The sequence below is a fragment of the Embleya sp. NPDC055664 genome, from assembly GCF_053618075.1.
The window spans coordinates 496017-514346 of the sequence record NZ_JBSHGZ010000002.1 but is presented as its reverse complement, the minus strand read 5'-3'; the positions used below and the strand labels follow the sequence as shown (position 1 = coordinate 514346).

Genomic DNA, 18330 nt, shown 5'->3' with positions numbered 1-18330 from the left:
TCAAAGCCCTGGGTTGCCTGTTCGAGGCGTCCCGAGGGCAAACTAGCGGGTCGACCGTCTCCGAGCGTGGCCGCGTCCGCACTGTGGGCGGCCGGGCAAACCTTTGGTCACTCGTTTGTGTAGGGGTTGTGCGGTTTGCCCCCTGGGGGTGGACCGTATTCGAGACTCGGGGCATGAGGCGGATCTGGGGTGGCGACGGCGATTCGGGGCTCGGGCCCCACGACGCCCTGCTCAAGGACGCCCGGTTGAGTGTGTCGGCCCGCGGCCTGGCCGTGTATCTGTTGCTGCTGCCCGACGGGGCCCGGCCCGATCCCCGGGTGCTGGGTTCGCGCCCGGGAGAGAGCGTGGCGTCGATCGCGGGCCGTCTGGACGAGTTGGCGGAGGCGGGCTATCTGACCCGCACCGCCGCGGGGCGCGACGCGCGTGGCGTGGTACTGGAGCAGGTGCGGCTCGCGGCGAATCCGGGCGAGCACGCGGCGGCGGCCGGCCGGGTGTTCCGGTGGCCGGTGCCGGGCCCGCCCTGGTGAGGTGCGGGTCGCCGCTCGCGGCTCACATGTCTCGCCACACGGGCGCGCGGCGTTCGCGGAAGGCGACGGCGGCCTCGGTCATGTTGCCGGTGAAGGTGCCCAGGACCTGGGTGCGGTTCTCCAGTTCGATCTGTTGGCGCAGCGAGGCGGCGCCGATCCCGGACCACAGGCCCTTCTTGGTCATCCAGACGCCGTATTCGCTGTTGGCCGCGATCGCGCGGGCCAGGTCGAGGGCGGCGGACACGTGTGCGCCCGCCTCGGTGCGGGCGTTGAGCAGGCCGTACCGGTCGGCTTCGGCGGCGTCGAAGTGGCGTCCGGTGAGCATCAGTTCGGCGGCCCGGGTGGGGCCGACCAGGCGCGGGAGCAGGTAGCTGGTGCCGACGTCGGCGGAGGACAGGCCGACCTTGATGAACACCGAGCCGAAGCGGGCGCTCTCGTCGGCCACGCGCAGGTCGCAGGCCAGCGCCAGGGCCAGTCCGCCGCCCACCGCCGCGCCGTGTACGGCCGCGATCACCGGCTTCTCGCATTCGTGGACGGCCAGGATCATCTCGGACAGGTGTTCCTGCGAGCGGTAGACGTGTCCGACCGGGCCGCGATCCTCGGCGTCGGGCGCGTGGTCGGGGTCGCCGGACAGGTCGGCGCCCGAGCAGAAGCCGCGCCCCTCGCCGGTCAGTACGATCGCGCGGATCCCGCGCTCGCGGTGCAGTGCGCCGAAGGCCGTCTTCACGTCCGCGACCATGGTCGCGGACAGGGCGTTGAGGCGGTCCGGGCGATTGAGGCGGACCACGGCGAGGCGGGGTTCGGGGTATTCGACGCGCACGTATTTCATGTGACTCAGTCAAGCAGATCGGCCCGGTCGAGGAAACGGTCGCGCATCGGGTGCGAGGTGCCGTCCCAGACGAAGTTACCTGCGGGTAGCATCGCGCCCATGAGCGAATCGACGATCGACTTCGATGCCGTCGCCGAGGGCCTGCGCGCCTCGGTGCCCTTCGTACGCACCCTCGGCCTGGAGTTCGTGGAACTCGCCGCCGACCGGGCGGTGCTGCGCCTGCCGGACGAGCCCGCGCACCACAACCACATCGGCGGCCCGCACGCGGGCGCGATGTTCACCCTCGCCGAGTCCGCCTCCGGCGCCATCGTGATCGCCGCGTTCGGCGACCAGCTGGGCCGGGCCACCCCGCTCGCGGTGGACTCCACCATTCGCTACCTCAAGGTCGCGCGCGGCCCGGTGCTGGCCGAGGCCCGGCTCGGCCGCCCCGCCGCCGAGGTGATCGCCGAACTGGACGCGGGCACCCGACCGGAGTTCGTGGTGGCGATCACCATTCGGGACGAGGCGGGCGTGACCACCGCGGAGATGACCGTCACCTGGACGCTGCGCCCGCACCGCGCGTAAGTCCCGCACACTCGGGCAGGCAAGGCCCCGTATCCGGTCGGGAAGATCCCGATCACGTGCTTGCTTCGGGTTGGTGATGATTTCCTATCGTACTGAGACGACCGGTCCCATCGTGGTGGGCAAGGTGTCCCGCCGAGTCCGGGCCCGCGACGCCTGGCTGCGGTGGCGCCGGGTGTGGCGGGCCCTGCTGACCGCGCTGGTGGTGCTGTCCGTCACGGTGATCACCGGGCTCGGGGTCGCCCGGACCACCGTGCTCTCCGCGGACTGGTACGACGGCGTGTTCGAACGCGAACACGCGTACGACCGGCTCTACGACGAGGTCCTGGTCGACCCGCGGCTCGCCGGCGTGCGCAACGACCTGCTCGGCCGGTTGCCGATACCGCCCAACCAGGTCACCGCCAACCTGCGCCTGGCGCTGCCGCCGTCCACGCTGCGCGGCATGGTCCGGGTGCAGGTCGGCCACATCGTCGGCTACCTGCGCGGCGACGAGCGCGAGTTGCGGCTGAGCGTCGACCTCAAACCGGTGATCAACAACCTCGGCAAGGCCGCCGACGTCTACGTCGGCGACCTCACCGGCGACGTGCCCCGGGTGACCCAGGACAATGCGCCCGCGCTCGTGGACAACGTCTCCAAGGCCCTGGACGCGCTGGCCCAGGGCCGACCGCCCGAGGCGCTGCCCGCGCTGAACCTGGACCCCGCGGCGGCCCCCGAGGTGGCCGACCTGATCCTGGCCCGGCTGCCGGTCGAGGCGCGCGAGCCGATCCGCGGGCAGGTGGTGGCCTCGCTGCGCGCCGACGACCTCGGCGGGGTGCTGGTCGCCGTCGTCCCGGTGATCTTCGGCGAGAAGGTGCGCCAGGCCCAGCTGGGCCTGACCGGCCTGTCGCACGGCGGCAACTGGGACCTGACCCTGGACCTGCGCGCGGACCGGGCCAAGCAGAGCGAGATGCGGCTGGGCCAGCTCGAACAACTGCGCGCGATGACCGTGTTCGGGCTGGGCCGGCTGCTGATCGCGGCCGCCGTCACCGCGCTGCTCGGCCTGGTGCTGCTGTGGTGGACCGGCCCCACGCGCGGCGCGGCCCGGTTGCGGCTGCCGGCCCTGGCGTTGGCGGGCGGCGGGCTGCTCGCGGGGGTGGGTTGCCTGATCGGCTGGGGCCTGCTGCCGCACGTGGTGCCGGAGAACCGCGACGGGTGGGCGCCCTCGGTCACCCGGCTCACCGGCGACCTCCAGGAGGCGGCGGCGCGGGACCTGGTCGGGGTGTGGCTGGCCGCCGCCGCGGTGCCGCTGGTGTTCGGCGGGGTCACCTTCGGCGCGGTCGCGCTGTGGGAGCGGCACCGGCACCGGCGGGCCGCGCCGGTGCGCCACACCACCCGCCGCGTGCTCACCACCGGCGCGGCGGTGGCCGCGGCCGGGGCGCTGGCGCTGACCGTCTTCGTCCCGGTGCCCACCTCCGGCTCGAAGTCGCACGCCGAACGCTGCAACGGGATGACCGAGCTGTGCAATCGGCGCTACGACCAGGTCGCCTACCTGGCCACGCACAACTCGATGTCCTCGACCGCGGCGCGCTTCCTCAGCCCGCTCCAGGACGCGGACATCGTCACCCAACTCGACGCGGGCGTGCGGGGCCTGCTGGTGGACTCCTACACCTGGGAGGCGCCCGAGGAGGTGGCGGGCCGGCTTGCCGAGTCGGACCTGGACCCCGACTCGCGCCGGATCATCGCCGGGGTGGTCAACGACGTCGCCCCGGCCCGACCCGGGTTGTGGTTCTGCCACTCGGTGTGCCGGGGCGGCGCGCTGCCGATGGTGGAGACGCTGCGCGCGGTGGGGCAGTGGATGGATCGCAACCCGCAGGAGGTGGTCACCCTGATCGTGCAGGACGCGATCAGCGCCCAGGCGACCGAATGGGCCTTCCACGAGGCCGGGTTGGACCGACTGCTGTACACCCCGGCCGCGGATCCGAGCGAACCGTGGCCCACCCTCGGCACGATGATCGACCGCGGCCGACGCCTGGTGGTCTTCGCCGAGCGTGCCGATGGACCCGCCCCGTGGTACCGCAACTTCTACCGCTACGGCATGGAGACGCCCTACGAGTACGCGAGTCCGACCGAGATGAACTGCCTGCCCAACCGCGGCGGTACCGACAAGCGGCTGTTCCTGCTGAACAACTTCGTCACCGCGACCGGCGGCAGTCGCACCGACGCCGCACAGGTCAACGCCCGCCCGTTCCTGCTGGATCGGGCCCGGCGGTGCGAGCGCGAACGCGGCGCGCCGGTGAACTTCGTCGCGGTCGACTTCGCCGGTATCGGCGACGCGAAGGGCGCGGTGGACGTGTTGAACATCACCCGGAAATCACACTGATGAACCGTCAATTTATCGACAGTCGGCGGTCAATAGGACAGGCCGTGCCCGGTCTCGAAGAGTGGTTCCGCGTCGGCCGGCAGCGCGTCGACCAGCCGGCCGGCCGGCGCGTAGCGGCCGAACACCACGTCGAGCACGCCCACGTCGTCGGCGCCCCTGGTGCCCAGCAACGCCGCGCAGTAGCCGACCAGATCGGCCACCGCGGCGGGGCGGTACAGGTCGATCACGGCCACCGTGGGCACCGATGCGGCGATGTCCACGATCCGGTCGAGTTCGCCGTCGGCGTGGTCCTCGGGCAGCCGCAGCAGGGCCACGTCGGCGTCGGCGAGATCGCTCACCACGGTCGCGTAGCGGGCCGCGACGCCGATGTCCAGGTGCTCGGTGTACACGCGCAGTGCGTCGCGCAGCGGCAGAGCCGGGCCGCCGCTGGTGCTGATCCGCGAGCTGGTGCGGTTCGTGAGCAGCACGACGGCGTGCGGGTCCCGATCCGGCATGGGTGAGCCCTCCTCCTGGCCGCGGCACGCGCCGCCCTGACCCCGGACCCTACGCGCCGGGGACGACGCCTCGGGCACCAGGTTGCCGGCGCCTACCCAGATTCGGCCCGCTCAGCCCGCCGTCTCGAGCGCGGCCGCGGCGGTGCGGGCCAGTGCGACCAGGCGCTCGCGGTCGGCGGCGGGGACGGTGAGGTCGACCGCGACGACCAGGTCGCCGCGGGCCCGGGCGAAGGCCAGGCCCAGACCGCGGACGGGGTCCTGGTACAGCACCGCGGCCTCGGCGATCCCGGGCAGCGTCTCGCGCGGGCCGCCGCCGGTGGCCGACGAGCGTGCGGCGTCGGCCGGTCCGCCGACCATCGCCTGGGGCAACTGCCCGACGGTGACGGTCAGTACCCGCCGCTCGCGCCCGTCCAGGTAGTCGCAGGTGCGGCCCGCGTCCGCGGGACGGGTGTGCACGGGGCCGATCGCCAGCACCTCCTCGACCCGGGTGAGCGAGAGCAGGTCGCAGCCGCTGCTCGGCGGCGCGTTGCCGGCCGGCGCCGCCCGGGTGGGCCGGGGTGGGGCGCCCGCGGGATCGCCCGGTGTGGGGGTGGCCGAGGCCGCGTGTCGCGGCGCCGGATCGTCGCCGTCGCAACCGCCGAGCAGGCACGCCAGACCCACCACGGCCACCAGGCCGGCGGTGGATCCGACGCGCCCGGTCACACCCGGCCGATCATCGTCCGGGCGATCGTGGCCAGCACATCGGGCGGGACGTCCTTGTCGCTGCGGTCGACGTAGACGTCGGCGTCCAGGTAGGTGTCGCCCACGCGCTTGGTCCACACGACGCCGTTGGCGGAGGAGTCGCGGTAGGTGAAGGCCGCGTCGCCCACGCCGGCGAGCGCCACGGGGTTGTCGCTCGCGCCGATCGTGCCCTTCGCGGCCTGCTCGGCGGTGCTGTACCGGGGATCGCTGGTCGACATCATCACCGTCATCATGGACAACCCGCGCGAATCGCGGTAGTCGCAGAACGAACTGCTCGAAGAGTGGAGTTTCTCGTCCACTTCGGCCTTGACCACCGGAAGCCCGATGAACGAGGCCACCTCGGCGACGGTGAGCAGCTTGCACGGGTCGTTCAGATAGGGCGCCGCGGGCCCGGTCGCGGGCGCGGCGGTGCTGCTCGACGACGAACTCGCGGACGCGCTCGGCGAGGACGACGTGCCGCCGGTGGGCGGCGCGGTGGTGCGGCGCGGCGGGCGGGTGGCGCTTTCGCTGGGGCGATCCGTGGGCCGCTCGCTCGCCCGGGGGCTCGACGCGGGCGGGCTCTCCAGCGCGCGCACGGTGTCCAGCGGGGATCGATTGTCGGTACCGCAGCCGGCCACCGCGCCGGCCGCGGCCAGGGCGAGGAATACCGCGACGCCTGCGCGGACGGTCCTGATGCGCACTTTGGTGTTCCCCCCGATATTCGAAGTGCAGTCGTCCATGAGATGAACCTAGGCCCCCGAGGGTTCCCGAACGAGCGGTACCTCCCTTGGCCGTGCCCGCGGACCCCGAGGCGACTCCCGCACGGGATAATGCGCCCATGACTTCCGCTCCACACTCGACCACCCATCCGGGGGCCCGCGCGGTGACGCAGGCCGTGATCCTCGCCGGCGGGCAGGGTTCACGGTTGCGCCCCTACACCGACGATCGGCCCAAGCCGATGGTGGAGATCCCGGGCACCGGTACCCCGATCATCGGGCATCAGTTGCGCTGGCTGGCCGCCGAGGGCGTGACCGACGTGGTGGTCTCCTGCGGACACCTCGCCGAAGTGCTGCAGGACTGGCTGAAGAGCGCCGAGTTGCCGGTGCGCGTGGTGACCGTGGTGGAGACCGAACCGCTGGGCCGGGGCGGCGGGTTGAAGTTCGCCGCCGCGGCGCTGCCGCGTCCGGACGAGCCGTGGTACGCCACCAACGGCGACATCTGGACCAGGTTCTCGCTCACCGAGATGGCCGCCTTCCACCACGAGCGCACCGCGCTGGCCACGCTCGCGCTGGCTCGGCCCAGGATTCCGTGGGGGGTGGTGGAGACCGACAAGTACGGGCACGTCCTGGACTTCATCGAGGCGCCGCCCTCGCCCTACCTGATCAACGCCGGCGTGTACGTGTTCGCGCCCGAGTTCACCGCACTGCTGCCCGACGTGGGCGACCACGAGCGCACCACGTTCCCGGGCCTGGCGCGGGCGCAGAAGCTGGCCGGGTTCCCGATTCCGCAGGGTGCGTACTGGCGGGCGATCGACACCGCCAAGGATCTGTCGGAGGCGGCCCGGGAGTTGCGCGCCGAGGGCTGAGCCGGCGCGCGGTACTGCGTCGGAACGGGTCCGGCCCCGGTCGCGGTGGCGACCGGGGCCGGACTCTTCTCCCCGGCAATGTCGGCGGTTTCCTCCGGTGGTGAGTGTGTGGTTCGGGATCTCGTCGCGCTTCCCGTGACCCCCGCGGCCACGGGTTTGGGCGGTTTCGAGTTACCGCTTCAAGGCCGCGGAATCAGGACGTGATGCCCGCTCGCGCACCCGGGTTGGCGGTGTCGCGCACCACCCGGAGGCCGTCGAGGAGGCCGTCGAGCTGACCGTCGGCCAGCGGATCCAGCAGCCAGGTCTGGATCAGTTCGACGTGTCCGGGCAGGACACCGCCGATCCGGTCGGCGCCGTCGCGGGTGAGCACCGCGAACAGGGCCCGGCGGTCGGTGGGACAGTTCTCGCGGGCGACCAGTCCTTCCTTTTCCAGGCGGTCCACCACTCGGGTCACCCCTGAGGTGGACAGCGACGTCTGTGCGGCGAGATCGCTCATCCGCAGGCGCTGCTCCGAGGACCGGGCCAGGCGGACCAACACGTTGAAGTCCACCGTGGACAGACCGTGCTCGCCCAGTTGCGGGCTGAGACGGTCCATCAGGCCGGTGTAGACCTCCACGAGCAGGCCCATCGCGGTGATGCGGGGGTCGTCGAAGGGTGTGGTCGTCGAAGGGGTGGGGGATGCGGCTCTCGGGGGAGTGTGCATCCGTCCATCATAGCCAGTAGTTGACAAGTGGAATATGTCAGCTAAATATGTTGTTCAGGTCGATATCCTCAGAACAACTAAACCGTCCACGAGGGCGAGGCGATCCGGCAGGAGGGCCGAGGCCCGGATGCCGGCACACGCGAGGGCGGGGCCGGGTGCGACGCGCACCCGGCCCCGCCCTTCGCCGCGCTGTTTCAGCGGCTCGCCAGGAACGCGTCGACCTGCTCGTGGATGTAGGCCACGTCGCCGGCGTCCATCCGGTGGTTCATCGGCACGATCAGCGCGCGCTCCATCACCCGGTCCGCGTGGGGGTAGCCGGCCGGGTCGGCGCGGTGCACGATGTCCTTGAAGCCGGGCTGGCGCAGGATGTTGCCCGACCACACGGTGCGCGTGGACACCCCGCGCCGCTCCAGCCAGGACTGCATCTCGCCCCGGCTGAACGGGACGTCGTCGTTCAGCAGGATCGGGAAGTTGAGCCAGCCCGTCTCCAGGCCCTCGGTCTGCCTCGGCGCGGTGAACTCAGGCCGGGCGTCGAAGTAGGCGTGATGGGCCGCGAAATGCTCCCGACGGGTGGCCAGGAAGCGGGGCAGCTTGGCGAGTTGGGCCAGACCGAACGCGGCGCCGAGCTCGGACGGCTCGAAGTTCCAGCCGATCTCGTCGAAGATGAACAGGTTGTCGTACAGGACGCCGTCGATCTCCTCGAAGAAGTCGCGATTGCCGCGCTTGGAGCCGAACAGCTGCACCTCGCTGCGCCGACCCCAGCGGCGCAGCAGCAGGCCGCGGTCGCGCAGCTCCTCGTCGTCGGTGAGCACCATGCCGCCGTTGCCGGCGCAGGTGATGATGTGCGACATCGCGAAACTGGTCACCGAGATGTCCGAGCGGGTGCCGGTGGGCGTGCCGCGCAGGGTGGCGCCGAGCGCGTCGCAGGAGTCCTCGACCACCTTGAGGCCGTGCCGGTCGGCGATCGCCCGGATGGTGTCCCAGTCGGGGGCGTTGCCCGCGAGGTTGGGGGTCAGGATGGCCCGGGTGCGCGGGCCGATCAGCGCTTCGATCCGGGCCGGGTCGATCTGGTAGGTGTCCGGCTCGACGTCGACGAGCACGGGCACCAGGCCCGCCTTGACCATCGGCGCGATGTCCGTGGAGAAGGTCAGCGTGGAGGTGATGATCTCGTCGCCGGGCGACAGGCGCAGCAGTTCGATCGCCAGATACAGCGCGGAGGAACCCGAGTTGCACATGAGGCCGTTGCGCTTGCCGAACAACTCCGCGACGCGCGACTCCATGGCCGCGACGTTGGCGCCGATGCCCATCGCCGAGGGGGGTCCGTTCAGAACCGCCAGCATGGCGTCGATCTCGGCCTGGTCGTGCACGCTGCCGGCGTACGGGATCTTGCGCATGAGTGTGCCTACCCTCGTGGTGGTGCCGCGATCGCGGGCGTGACTGACGGTGTGTCAGATAGCGAGGTGTCATAGCTATCATGGCTATGATGGGCGGACAAGACGACGGGAGCAGAGCGTGCGATACACCACGGTGGGCAAGTCGGGTCTGAAGGTCTCCGCGATCGGCCTGGGCTGCAACAACTTCGGCATGCGCATCGATCAGGGCGGCGCCGACAAGGTGGTCGGCGCGGCGATCGAGGCGGGCGTGACCCTGTTCGACACCGCCGACGTCTACGGCGGGGGGCAGTCGGAGGTGCTGCTCGGCAAGGCGCTGGGCAGTCGCCGCGACGACGTGGTGGTGGCCACCAAGTTCGGCGCCAAGGTGGCCGAGGGGCCGTACGGTCGGGGCTCCTCGCGCCGGCACGTGGTGCGCAGTTGCGAGGCGAGCCTGCGGCGTCTGGGCACCGACCACATCGATCTGTACTACCAGCACTACGCCGACCCCGACACCCCGATCGAGGAGACGCTGGGCGCGCTCGACGACCTGGTCCGGGCGGGCAAGGTGCGCTACGCGGGTACGTCCAACCTGACCGCGTGGCAACTCGCCGACGCCGCGCACCTGGCCGGCGGTACCCGGTTCGTCGCCGCGCAACTGGAGTGGAGCCTGCTCGAGCGCACCATCGAGCGGGAACTGGTGCCCGCCGCACGGCACTTCGGCGTCGGCGTGATCCCCTACTTCCCGCTCGCCTCCGGTCTGCTGACCGGCAAGTACCGGCGCGGCGAGGCGTTTCCCGAGGACAGCCGGTTCGGCGCCATCCCGCGCTTCGCGCAGGCGGTGGCCACGGACGAGAACTTCGCCGTCGTGGAACGGCTCACCGACTACGCCGAGGGGCAGGGGCTGACCCTGCTCGAACTCGCCCTGTCCTGGCTCGCCGCGCAGCCCGAGGTGGCCTCGGTCCTGGTCGGCGCGACCCGCCCCGAACAGATCGCGGCCAACGCGGCGGCGGTCCGCGAGCTGACCCCGACCCAGGTCGCGAAGGCGGCCGAACTGGCCGTGGCGGTACCGGCGTGAGCCCCGCGGCGCAGCCGGTCCGCGCCGGCACCGAACGGTCCCTGCACAATGCCGGCATCGCGGACGAACTGGCCCGCCGGCTGCGCCGCCGGATCCTGGACGGCCCGCTCCGGGACGGCGACATGCTGCCCAAACAGGACGACCTGATCACCGAGTTCGGCGTCGGGCGCACCACGCTGCGCCAGGCGTTTCGGATCCTGGAGACCGAGGGTCTGATCACCGTCAAGCGCGGCAACACCGGCGGGGCGGTGGTACACGTCCCGCAACCGGCCGACGCCGCGCACATGTTCGGCATGGTCATGCACGCGCGCCAGGTCCGGCTGGACGACCTGGCGCAGGCGCTGCGGCGACTGGAGCCGGTGTGCGCGGCGCTGTGCGCGGCACGGCCGGATCGGGCCACCGAGGTGGTGCCGTGGCTGCGCGAGGTGCACGCGCGGATGGAGCGGGCCGTGGCGGACGGGCCGGCGTTCATCCGGGCGGCGCGCGACTTCCACGAGGCGCTGGTGCTGCTGTGCGGGAACGAGACGATGAAGATCCTGCTGGGCGCGGTCGAGGTGTTGTGGGCGCAGCAGGAACAGGAGTGGGCCCGGGACGCGTTGGCCGACACGGGTGAGCGGGTGCGACGCGCGGGACTTCGCGAACACGAGCACCTGATCGCGCTGATCGAGGCCGGCGACGAAACCGAGGTCTACCGCGAATCGGTCCGCCACCTGGAAGCCGCCCAGGACTACCCCCTCAAATCCCACTCCGCGACCCCGATCACGTCCCCGTAACCGACCGGGCGCATCCCCCGCGACCCCTCGGCGCCCTCATGCACCGGCGGGCCCGGTCACCTCGAACGCCGGCCGGGCCAAGCCGGGTTGTGGTCGGGACCGAAGTACCGCTGCGCGGCCGGACATGCGTATCCTCCGCGCCGGCCGCCAGGCACTGATCGCCTGCGGCCGGCACCGCGAGGACCGAACCCACCGCCCGCTCAACACCCCGGTGGGCGGGCACCTGCGACGTGCTCGAACATCGCCACCTCGCCGTGGAACAACCAGAAATCGGTTCCCGGCAACGCCAGTACGGCGGCCTGGTCCCGCGCCGGCGAGGCCGGCAACCTGCGCGAACACACACGCGAGTGCCGGCCCGAGCCCGACGCCGGTCAGCGGCCCCGCCACGTGGCACCGAGGACGTCGGCGTTGAAGCGGCCGATGACGCCCAGGGGGATGCCCTTCGGGCAGACCGCCGTGCATTCGCCCGTGTTCGTGCAGCCGCCGAAGTCCGCCTCGTCGTGGGCGTGGATCATCGCGTCGACCCGGGTGTCCTGTTCCACCTTTCCCTGGGGGAGCAGGCCCAGGTGGGTGGCCTTGGCGGCGGTGAACAACATCGCCGAGCCGTTCGGGCACGCCGCCACGCAGGCCCCGCAACCGATGCAGGTCGCGGCCTCGAACGCGGCGTCCGCGTCCGCCTTGGGGATCGGCGTGGCGTGGGCCTCGGGCGCCGAGCCGGTGGGCGCGGTGACATAGCCGCCCGCCTCGATGATCCGGTCCAGGCCGCTGCGGTCCACCACCAGGTCCTTGACCACCGGGAAGGCCGCGGCGCGCCACGGTTCGACGTCGATGCTCTGTCCGTCCCGGAAGTGGCGCAGGTGCAACTGGCAGGTCGTGGTGGCCTTCTGCGGCCCGTGCGGTACCCCGTCGATGACCAGGCTGCACGCCCCGCAGATGCCCTCGCGGCAGTCGTGGTCGAACGCCACCGGCTCCTCGCCCGACTCGGTGAGCCGTTCGTTGAGCACGTCGAGCAGTTCCAGGAACGACATGTCGGCCGACGCGTCGGGCACGTCGTAGGCGACCATGCCGCCCCGGTCCTCCGGACCCTTTTGGCGCCAGATGCGCAGGGTGAGCTTCATGCGTAGTTCCTCGTGGCCAGGGTGACGTTGTCGAAGGCGAGTCGTTCGCGGTGCAGGACCGGCGGGCCGTCCGTGTACTCCCAGGCGGCGACGTAGGCGAAGGAGTCGTCGTCCCGCGCCGCCTCCCCGCCCGGGCTCTGGTGCTCGGCGCGGAAGTGGCCGCCGCAGGACTCCTCGCGGTGCAGCGCGTCCAGGCACATCAGTTCGGCCAACTCCAGGAAGTCGGCCACCCGGCCGGCCTTCTCCAGCGACTGGTTCAACCCCGCCCCGCTGCCCGGCACCCGCAACCGCGCCCAGAACCGGGCCCGCAACTCGGGGATCCGCGCCAGCGCCTCGCGCAGCCCGGCCGCGTCGCGCTCCATCCCGCACTTCTCCCACATCAGCAGGCCCAACTCGCGGTGGAAGTGGTCGGCGGACAGGTCGCCGTCGACCGCGAGCAACCGCTTGACCCGGTCCTGGACGCCCTGTTCGGTCGCCACCACCTCCGGATCGTCCGCGTCCACCGCCCCGAACGGCCCCGCCGCCAGGTAGTGGGTGAGCGTGGTCGGCAGCACGAAGTAGCCGTCGGCCAGCCCCTGCATCAGCGCCGAGGCGCCCAGCCGGTTCGCGCCGTGGTCGGAGAAGTTGGCCTCGCCGACCACGAACAGCCCCGGGATCGTGGACTGGAGGTCGTAGTCGACCCACAGGCCGCCCATCGTGTAGTGCACGGCCGGGAAGATCCGCATCGGCACGGTGTACGGGTCCTCGCCGGTGATCCGCTCGTACATCGCAAAGAGGTTGCCGTACTTCTCCTCGACCGTCGCCGCGCCCAAACGCTCGATGGCGTCGGCGAAGTCGAGGTAGACGCCGAGTCCGCCCGGACCCACCCCGCGCCCCTCGTCACAGACCCGCTTGGCCGCGCGCGAGGCGATGTCGCGCGGGACGAGGTTGCCGAACGCCGGATACATGCGCTCCAGGAAGTAGTCCCGCTCCGCCGCCGGGATCGCGCCCGGCGCGCGGGTATCGCCGCCGGCCACCGGCACCCACACCCGACCGTCGTTGCGCAGCGACTCGCTCATCAGGGTGAGCTTGGACTGGTGCGCGCCGGAGACCGGGATGCAGGTCGGGTGGATCTGGGTGAAGCACGGGTTGGCGAACAGCGCGCCGCGCCGATGCGCCCGCCAGATCGCGCTCGCGTTGCACCCCATCGCGTTCGTGGACAGGAAGTACGCGTTGCCGTAACCGCCGGTGGCCAGCACCACGGCCTCGGCCAGGTGGGTGGACACCTCGCCGGTGACCAGGTCGCGCACCACCACGCCGCGCGCCCGCCCGTCCACCACCACCAGGTCCAGCATCTCGGTGCGCGCATGCACGGTGACATTGCCGGCCGCGACCTGGCGTGACATCGCCTGATACGCGCCGAGCAACAACTGCTGACCGGTCTGCCCACGCGCGTAGAACGTCCGGGAGACCTGGGCCCCGCCGAACGAGCGGGTGTCGAGCAGACCGCCGTAGTCGCGCGCGAACGGCACACCCTGGGCCACGCACTGGTCGATGATCTGCGTACTCAACTCCGCCAGCCGGTGCACGTTGGACTCGCGGGCGCGGAAGTCGCCGCCCTTGATCGTGTCCTTGAACAACCGGGCCACGCTGTCCCCGTCGCCCCGGTAGTTCTTCGCGGCGTTGATCCCACCCTGCGCGGCGATGCTGTGCGCCCGGCGCGGCGAGTCCTGGTAGCAGAACGAGACGACCGGGTGGCCGAGTTCGGCCAGCGTCGCGGCGGCGGAGGCACCGGCCAGGCCGGTACCGACCACGATCACCGGCAGTCGGCGCCGGTTGGCCGGGTTGATCAGCCGCGCGCCCAACCTGCGCTGCTCCCAGCGTTCGGCCAACGGGCCCTCGGGCGCGGCGTGGTCGGCGATCTCGGCGCCGACGGTGTACCGCGCGTACTCGCCGGGCCCGGTGTGCTCGCTGCCTTCGATGTGCTCGGTCATCTCGTTCACCCCACGATTCCGACGGTCACGGCGAACGGCACGGACAGGAATCCGGCCGTCATCAACACGGCGTAGCCGGTCGCGACGCGACCCATCAGCCGTTCGGTGCCCGGCCGTTGCCGGCCGAGGGTGCGGGTCATGCTCCACACGCCGTGGCGCAGGTGGAATCCGACCGCCACCACGGCGACCGTGTAGATCGCGGTGATGTACCAGTGTTCGAAGTCGGCGGTGACGTTGGTGTACGGCTTGCCGGCGGCGCCGGTCGGGTTGGCCACCCCGACGGTCAGGTCGAGCAGGTGGTAGACCACGAACAGGGCGATGATCACGCCGCCCCAGCGCATCGTGCGGGCGGCATAGGAGCCCTGCACGGGCGGGCGGTGTACGTACTTGACCGGCCGGGCCCGCCTGGCCCGGCGGGTGAGCAGGATCGCCATCGCCATGTGCACGACCACGCTCACGGTCAACCCGACGCGGATGATCCACAGGGTGCCCTCGTGCGGCACCAGCGGCTCGCCGATGGTGCGCAGCCAGTGCGCGTAGTGGTCGAAGCTCGACTCGCCGAAGAAGATCTTCAGATTGCCCAGCATGTGGGCGGTCAGGTAGGCAAGGAGCACGGCACCGCTGAGCGCCATCGCGATCTTCATCGTCACGGTGGAGCGGTGCGACGCTCCCTGCCTGCGCCGTCCGGCGGAGCCGGGAGCGCGGGTCAGGGTCGCCATGTCGTCGACGGTAGGGGGACCGAGGTCATGCCGTCCAAGATCGGAAATGCCTTGTTTCGATAGCCGCAGGCTATGCAAGGCTTGATCCATGCAGTTCCAGCAGCTCGTCTACTTCGTCGCGGTCGCCGAGACCCGGCACTTCACCCGCGCGGCGGCCCGTACGCACGTCGCGCAGCCGTCGTTGTCCAAGCAGATCCGGGCCCTGGAGCACGAGTTGGGGGCCGAGTTGTTCACCCGGGTGCGGGGCAACATCGCGCTCACCCCGGCGGGGGAGCGGCTGCTGCCGATCGCGCGGCGGATCCTGGCGGATGTGGACGTGGCCCACCTGGAGGTGGCCGAGCTGGTCGGGCTGCGCTCGGGGCGGGTCCGGATCGGGGCCACGCCGTCGTTGTCGGCGAGTCTGCTGGCCGAGGTACTGCGCAGTTTCCAGGACCGCTACGCCGGGATCCGGTTGCTCGTCGACGAGAACGGCTCGCGCGATCTGGTGCGCGCGCTGCTGCGCGGCGATCTGGACCTGGCGCTGATCGTGGTGCCGCCGCAGGGGGTCGGCGCGGCGCTGACCACCGAACCGCTGCTGCGCGAGGACCTGGTGCTCGCGGGCCGCCCGCCGGTGGCCGGCCCGGCCGTGCCGATCGCGGCGCTGCGGGGGGTGCGCCTGGTGATGTTCCGGGACGGCTACGACCTGCGCGAGGCGACCCTGACGGCGTGTCACGAGGCGGGGTTCGAGCCGGAGTTCGCGATCGAGGGCGGCGAGATGGATGCGGTCCTGCGGTTCGTCGAGGTGGGGTTGGGGCCGGCCATCGTGCCGAGCATGGTGCTGGCCGGGCGGCCCGGCCTGACCGCGACGCCGCTGGCCCCGCCGGGCCTGTCCCGCACCATCGCGCTCGCGCATCGCAGCGACGCCGCGCTCACCCACGCCGCGCGGGCGTTTCGGGAGGAGCTGGTGGCGTTCCTGACCCCCGAGCGACTGCCGGCGGGGGTCGAGCGGATCGGGCGGGCGACCCCGGGCGGGTGACGCCCGCCGAAGGCGGTCTCAGTCGAGCGCCATGACCAGGCACGTCGTGGTCGCCGTCGCGAGCACCCGGCCCCGGTCGTCGGTGAGTTCGGCCTCGGCGGTGCGGATGGTGCGCCCCCGGTGTACGACCCGGCCCTCGGCGCGCAGCGTGCTGCCGTCCAGCGGGCCCGGGCGCAGGTAGCGCACGGAGATGTCGAGCGAGGTGTAGCCGGTCGCGGGCGGCAGCGTGGTGTGCACCGCGCAGGCCATCGCCGAGTCGAGCAGCGTGGCGGCGATGCCGCCGTGCATGGTGCCGATCGGGTTGGCGAACTCGGGTCGCGCGCTCGCGCTGAAGACGACCCGGCCGTCCTCGACCTCCTCGGGCGTCATCCCGATGAACGGGCCGATCCCCGTGGGCATGCCGTGGTCCCGCAGGGCCAGCAGCTGTTCCAGACCGGTCGGTCCCGTGGTCGACGACATAGTGCTCATCCCGAACCCCTCATCTGAGTTGACGTTGTCAAGTTGACAACGTCAACTTGCCGGCTGTCAACTGGGGGCGTGCCCGACACCCGGCGATCCCGCGCCCGCGCCCGACCCGGCGACGGGGCGCTGCTGCGCGGCGAGATCCTGGCGGCTGCCACCGCCCTGCTCGACGAGGCCGGCGACGAGTCCGCGCTGACGCTGCGCGCGGTGGCCGCCCGCGCCGGGGTGACCACGCCCTCGGTGTACCTGCACTTCGCGAACAAGCGGGAGCTGGTCGACGCGGTGTGCCTGGCGGTCTGGGAGGACCTGGGGCGGCGGATGCGCGACGCGGGCGCGGGGATCGAGGATCCCTACCAGGCGATGCGTCGGCACGGCGCCGCGTTCGTCCGCTTCGGGCTCGAACACCCGGTGCAGTACCGCCTGTTGATGATGCGTCCGCGTTCGGGCGAGGAAGCCGAGTGGAGCGCGGCCGACGCGTGCCTGGACTGGGTCGGCGAGGCGATCCGGCCGTGTCTGGAGGCGGGCGTCCTGGTCGGCGACCCGACCCGGCTGGCGCTGCAGATGCTGGCCGCGCTGCACGGCCTGGTGGCGCTGTATCTGACCCGGCCCGACTATCCGTGGCCGGACGATGTGGAGACCATGGCCGACGAGGTGACCCGGATGGCGGGGCTCGGCTCGGCGCTGGCCGGGCGGCTGCGCGGCCCCGGACCGGCGCCCACCACCGGCGCGTTCACGGCGGCGTTCGATGCGCTCGCCGACCGGCTGCGGCGGCCGGATCCGGCCGCCGGGCCCGACGCGACGGCGTGAGGGCGGCGGGCCGCTCCCGAGGGGCAGGAGGGGAGACGGCCGCGCGTGCGACGGTCGAGGGTCAGCGACCCTTGCGCTTGTCCGCCTGCTTCTTCACCTTGTCGACGATCGACTTGACCTTGTCCGGGTTCTGCTTGGCGTAGTCGGTCGCCTTCTTGATCAGCTTGTCGAGACCGGCCATGACGCCCACTCCTTGTTCGTCGCGGGGCGATCGGGTCGCCCCGCCGTGGTTCGGTGTTGCTCTGGTTCAGGATCAACCGCGGACCGGGGCGAATCGTTCCCCCGGGTCGATGCGTACCCCGAGCCCACGGCAGGGTCACACCGAAAATCGGTGCGACCCTGCCGCGCGGCGTGTCCGCGGGCCGTGCCCGAGCGGATCCCCGGACGGGGAGCCGGCTCAGACGTTGACGCCGAAGTCCTTCGCGATGCCCGCGAGACCGGAGGCGTAGCCCTGGCCGACGGCGCGGAACTTCCACTCGTTGCCGTTGCGGTACAGCTCACCGAAGACCATCGCGGTCTCGGTGGACGCGTCCTCGGTGAGGTCGTAGCGCGCCAGTTCGTTGTTGTCGGCGCGGTTGACCACGCGGATGTACGCGTTGCGGACCTGGCCGAACGACTGGTCCCGGGCCACCGCGTCGTGGATGGAGACCGGGAAGACGACCCGCTGCACGTCGGCCGGCACCGAGGCCAGGTCGACGTTGACGGTCTCGTCGTCGCCTTCGCCCTCACCGGTGAGGTTGTCACCGGTGTGCTGGACCGAGCCGTCGGGGCTGGTCAGGTTGTTGTAGAAGACGAAGTGCAGATCGGACAGCACCCGACCGTCGTTGCCGAGCAGCAGCGCGCTCGCGTCGAGGTCGAAGTCCGCACCGGTCGTGCTGCGCGCATCCCATCCGAGACCCACCGCGACGGCGGTGAGGCCGGGCGCGGCCTTGGACAGGGATACGTTGCCGCCCTTGGCGAGACTGACTCCCATGGCAGTGCTTCCTTCCCTCGTGCATATTCGGGTACGGGCGGATCGGGTGATCACCGCGACGGCCGCCCACCGGGGTAAATCTACAGGAATGTAGAAGTCCGATGTGCGCCGCCGTGACGCGCGCATGACGCGCATCGTGCGATCGCCCATGCAGTGATACCCCATCCCACCACGGGTGGACGACAACGGGCTGCCGAACTGTGGGTGCGGTTCCGTCGATTCCGCCACATCCGCCGTTGTCGTGGGGGTTCGCGCGCCCGCGCA

At 71.7% G+C, this 18330-nt stretch carries 19 protein-coding genes; 8 read left to right on the top strand and 11 right to left on the bottom strand.

Annotated elements, in window-relative coordinates; translation table 11 throughout:
* Positions 1–173 precede the first annotated feature (173 nt).
* Entirely contained in the window at positions 174–527 is a 354-nt protein-coding gene (locus ACWGR4_RS05485) for a hypothetical protein (RefSeq protein WP_380000794.1), read from the top strand.
* A gap of 22 nt (positions 528–549) precedes the next feature.
* Here ACWGR4_RS05485 and ACWGR4_RS05480 read toward each other — a convergent pair whose 3' ends face one another.
* Entirely contained in the window at positions 550–1356 is an 807-nt protein-coding gene (locus tag ACWGR4_RS05480; protein WP_380000792.1) for an enoyl-CoA hydratase/isomerase family protein, read from the bottom strand.
* Between the two features lie 99 nt (positions 1357–1455).
* On the opposite strand from ACWGR4_RS05480, the gene ACWGR4_RS05475 reads away from it, so the two are divergent.
* Both ACWGR4_RS05475 and ACWGR4_RS05470 read left to right on the top strand, forming a co-directional pair.
* Positions 1456–1920 (top strand): DUF4442 domain-containing protein, encoded by a 465-nt coding sequence (locus tag ACWGR4_RS05475; protein ID WP_380000790.1) that lies wholly within the window; start codon positions 1456–1458, stop codon positions 1918–1920.
* 124 nt (positions 1921–2044) lie between these two features.
* Positions 2045–4276: a hypothetical protein gene (locus tag ACWGR4_RS05470; RefSeq protein WP_452132775.1), complete on the top strand. Its 2232-nt coding sequence runs from the start codon at positions 2045–2047 to the stop codon at positions 4274–4276.
* 29 nt (positions 4277–4305) lie between these two features.
* Here the strand turns inward: ACWGR4_RS05470 and ACWGR4_RS05465 are convergent, their stop codons facing one another.
* From ACWGR4_RS05465 to ACWGR4_RS05455, 3 genes are all read right to left on the bottom strand, one after another.
* Positions 4306–4770: a glycoside hydrolase family 3 protein gene (locus tag ACWGR4_RS05465; RefSeq protein WP_380030946.1), complete on the bottom strand. Its 465-nt coding sequence runs from the start codon at positions 4768–4770 to the stop codon at positions 4306–4308.
* 111 nt (positions 4771–4881) lie between these two features.
* The gene (locus tag ACWGR4_RS05460; RefSeq protein ID WP_452132776.1) at positions 4882–5472 is read right to left on the bottom strand and encodes a hypothetical protein; all 591 of its coding nucleotides are present in this window, start codon (positions 5470–5472) and stop codon (positions 4882–4884) included.
* Positions 5469–6191 carry a DUF3558 family protein gene (locus ACWGR4_RS05455; RefSeq protein ID WP_452132777.1) on the bottom strand — a complete coding sequence of 241 codons (723 nt, stop codon included), beginning with the start codon at positions 6189–6191 and terminating at the stop codon, positions 5469–5471. Before ACWGR4_RS05455 ends, ACWGR4_RS05460 begins: the two co-directional genes overlap by 4 nt.
* A 137-nt stretch (positions 6192–6328) precedes the next feature.
* On the opposite strand from ACWGR4_RS05455, the gene ACWGR4_RS05450 reads away from it, so the two are divergent.
* Complete coding sequence (locus tag ACWGR4_RS05450) at positions 6329–7075, top strand: nucleotidyltransferase family protein (RefSeq protein ID WP_380000780.1); 747 nt, start codon at positions 6329–6331, stop codon at positions 7073–7075.
* A gap of 193 nt (positions 7076–7268) precedes the next feature.
* Here the strand turns inward: ACWGR4_RS05450 and ACWGR4_RS05445 are convergent, their stop codons facing one another.
* Both ACWGR4_RS05445 and ACWGR4_RS05440 read right to left on the bottom strand, forming a co-directional pair.
* Complete coding sequence (locus ACWGR4_RS05445) at positions 7269–7778, bottom strand: MarR family winged helix-turn-helix transcriptional regulator (protein ID WP_380000778.1); 510 nt, start codon at positions 7776–7778, stop codon at positions 7269–7271.
* A 194-nt stretch (positions 7779–7972) separates the two neighbouring features.
* On the bottom strand, positions 7973–9172 hold the full coding sequence (locus ACWGR4_RS05440; RefSeq protein ID WP_380000776.1) for a DegT/DnrJ/EryC1/StrS family aminotransferase: 1200 nt from the start codon (positions 9170–9172) through the stop codon (positions 7973–7975).
* 118 nt (positions 9173–9290) lie between these two features.
* On the opposite strand from ACWGR4_RS05440, the gene ACWGR4_RS05435 reads away from it, so the two are divergent.
* Together ACWGR4_RS05435 and ACWGR4_RS05430 are read left to right on the top strand one after the other, a co-directional pair.
* Positions 9291–10226, top strand: a complete 936-nt coding sequence (locus ACWGR4_RS05435) for an aldo/keto reductase (RefSeq protein WP_380000774.1) — start codon at positions 9291–9293, stop codon at positions 10224–10226.
* Entirely contained in the window at positions 10223–10999 is a 777-nt protein-coding gene (locus ACWGR4_RS05430; protein ID WP_452130824.1) for a FadR/GntR family transcriptional regulator, read from the top strand. The genes ACWGR4_RS05435 and ACWGR4_RS05430 overlap by 4 nt, the downstream gene beginning before the upstream one ends.
* Positions 11000–11370: 371 nt before the next feature.
* Here the strand turns inward: ACWGR4_RS05430 and ACWGR4_RS05425 are convergent, their stop codons facing one another.
* The 3 genes from ACWGR4_RS05425 to ACWGR4_RS05415 are packed head-to-tail and all read right to left on the bottom strand — an operon-like array spanning position 11371 to position 14809.
* Positions 11371–12117: a succinate dehydrogenase/fumarate reductase iron-sulfur subunit gene (locus ACWGR4_RS05425; protein WP_380000770.1), complete on the bottom strand. Its 747-nt coding sequence runs from the start codon at positions 12115–12117 to the stop codon at positions 11371–11373.
* A complete protein-coding gene (locus ACWGR4_RS05420) occupies positions 12114–14090 on the bottom strand; it encodes a fumarate reductase/succinate dehydrogenase flavoprotein subunit (protein ID WP_452130823.1) in 1977 nt (658 codons plus the stop codon). The genes ACWGR4_RS05425 and ACWGR4_RS05420 overlap by 4 nt, the downstream gene beginning before the upstream one ends.
* 5 nt (positions 14091–14095) lie before the next feature.
* Entirely contained in the window at positions 14096–14809 is a 714-nt protein-coding gene (locus tag ACWGR4_RS05415) for a succinate dehydrogenase cytochrome b subunit (RefSeq protein ID WP_439673787.1), read from the bottom strand.
* A gap of 88 nt (positions 14810–14897) precedes the next feature.
* On the opposite strand from ACWGR4_RS05415, the gene ACWGR4_RS05410 reads away from it, so the two are divergent.
* The gene (locus ACWGR4_RS05410) at positions 14898–15824 is read left to right on the top strand and encodes a LysR family transcriptional regulator (protein WP_380000764.1); all 927 of its coding nucleotides are present in this window, start codon (positions 14898–14900) and stop codon (positions 15822–15824) included.
* An 18-nt stretch (positions 15825–15842) separates the two neighbouring features.
* Here the strand turns inward: ACWGR4_RS05410 and ACWGR4_RS05405 are convergent, their stop codons facing one another.
* Positions 15843–16292 (bottom strand): PaaI family thioesterase, encoded by a 450-nt coding sequence (locus ACWGR4_RS05405; protein WP_380000762.1) that lies wholly within the window; start codon positions 16290–16292, stop codon positions 15843–15845.
* Positions 16293–16361: 69 nt separating this feature from the next.
* On the opposite strand from ACWGR4_RS05405, the gene ACWGR4_RS05400 reads away from it, so the two are divergent.
* Complete coding sequence (locus tag ACWGR4_RS05400) at positions 16362–17093, top strand: TetR/AcrR family transcriptional regulator (protein ID WP_452130822.1); 732 nt, start codon at positions 16362–16364, stop codon at positions 17091–17093.
* Between the two features lie 397 nt (positions 17094–17490).
* Here the strand turns inward: ACWGR4_RS05400 and ACWGR4_RS05395 are convergent, their stop codons facing one another.
* Positions 17491–18066: a TerD family protein gene (locus ACWGR4_RS05395; RefSeq protein WP_020548622.1), complete on the bottom strand. Its 576-nt coding sequence runs from the start codon at positions 18064–18066 to the stop codon at positions 17491–17493.
* Positions 18067–18330: the final 264 nt, after the last annotated feature.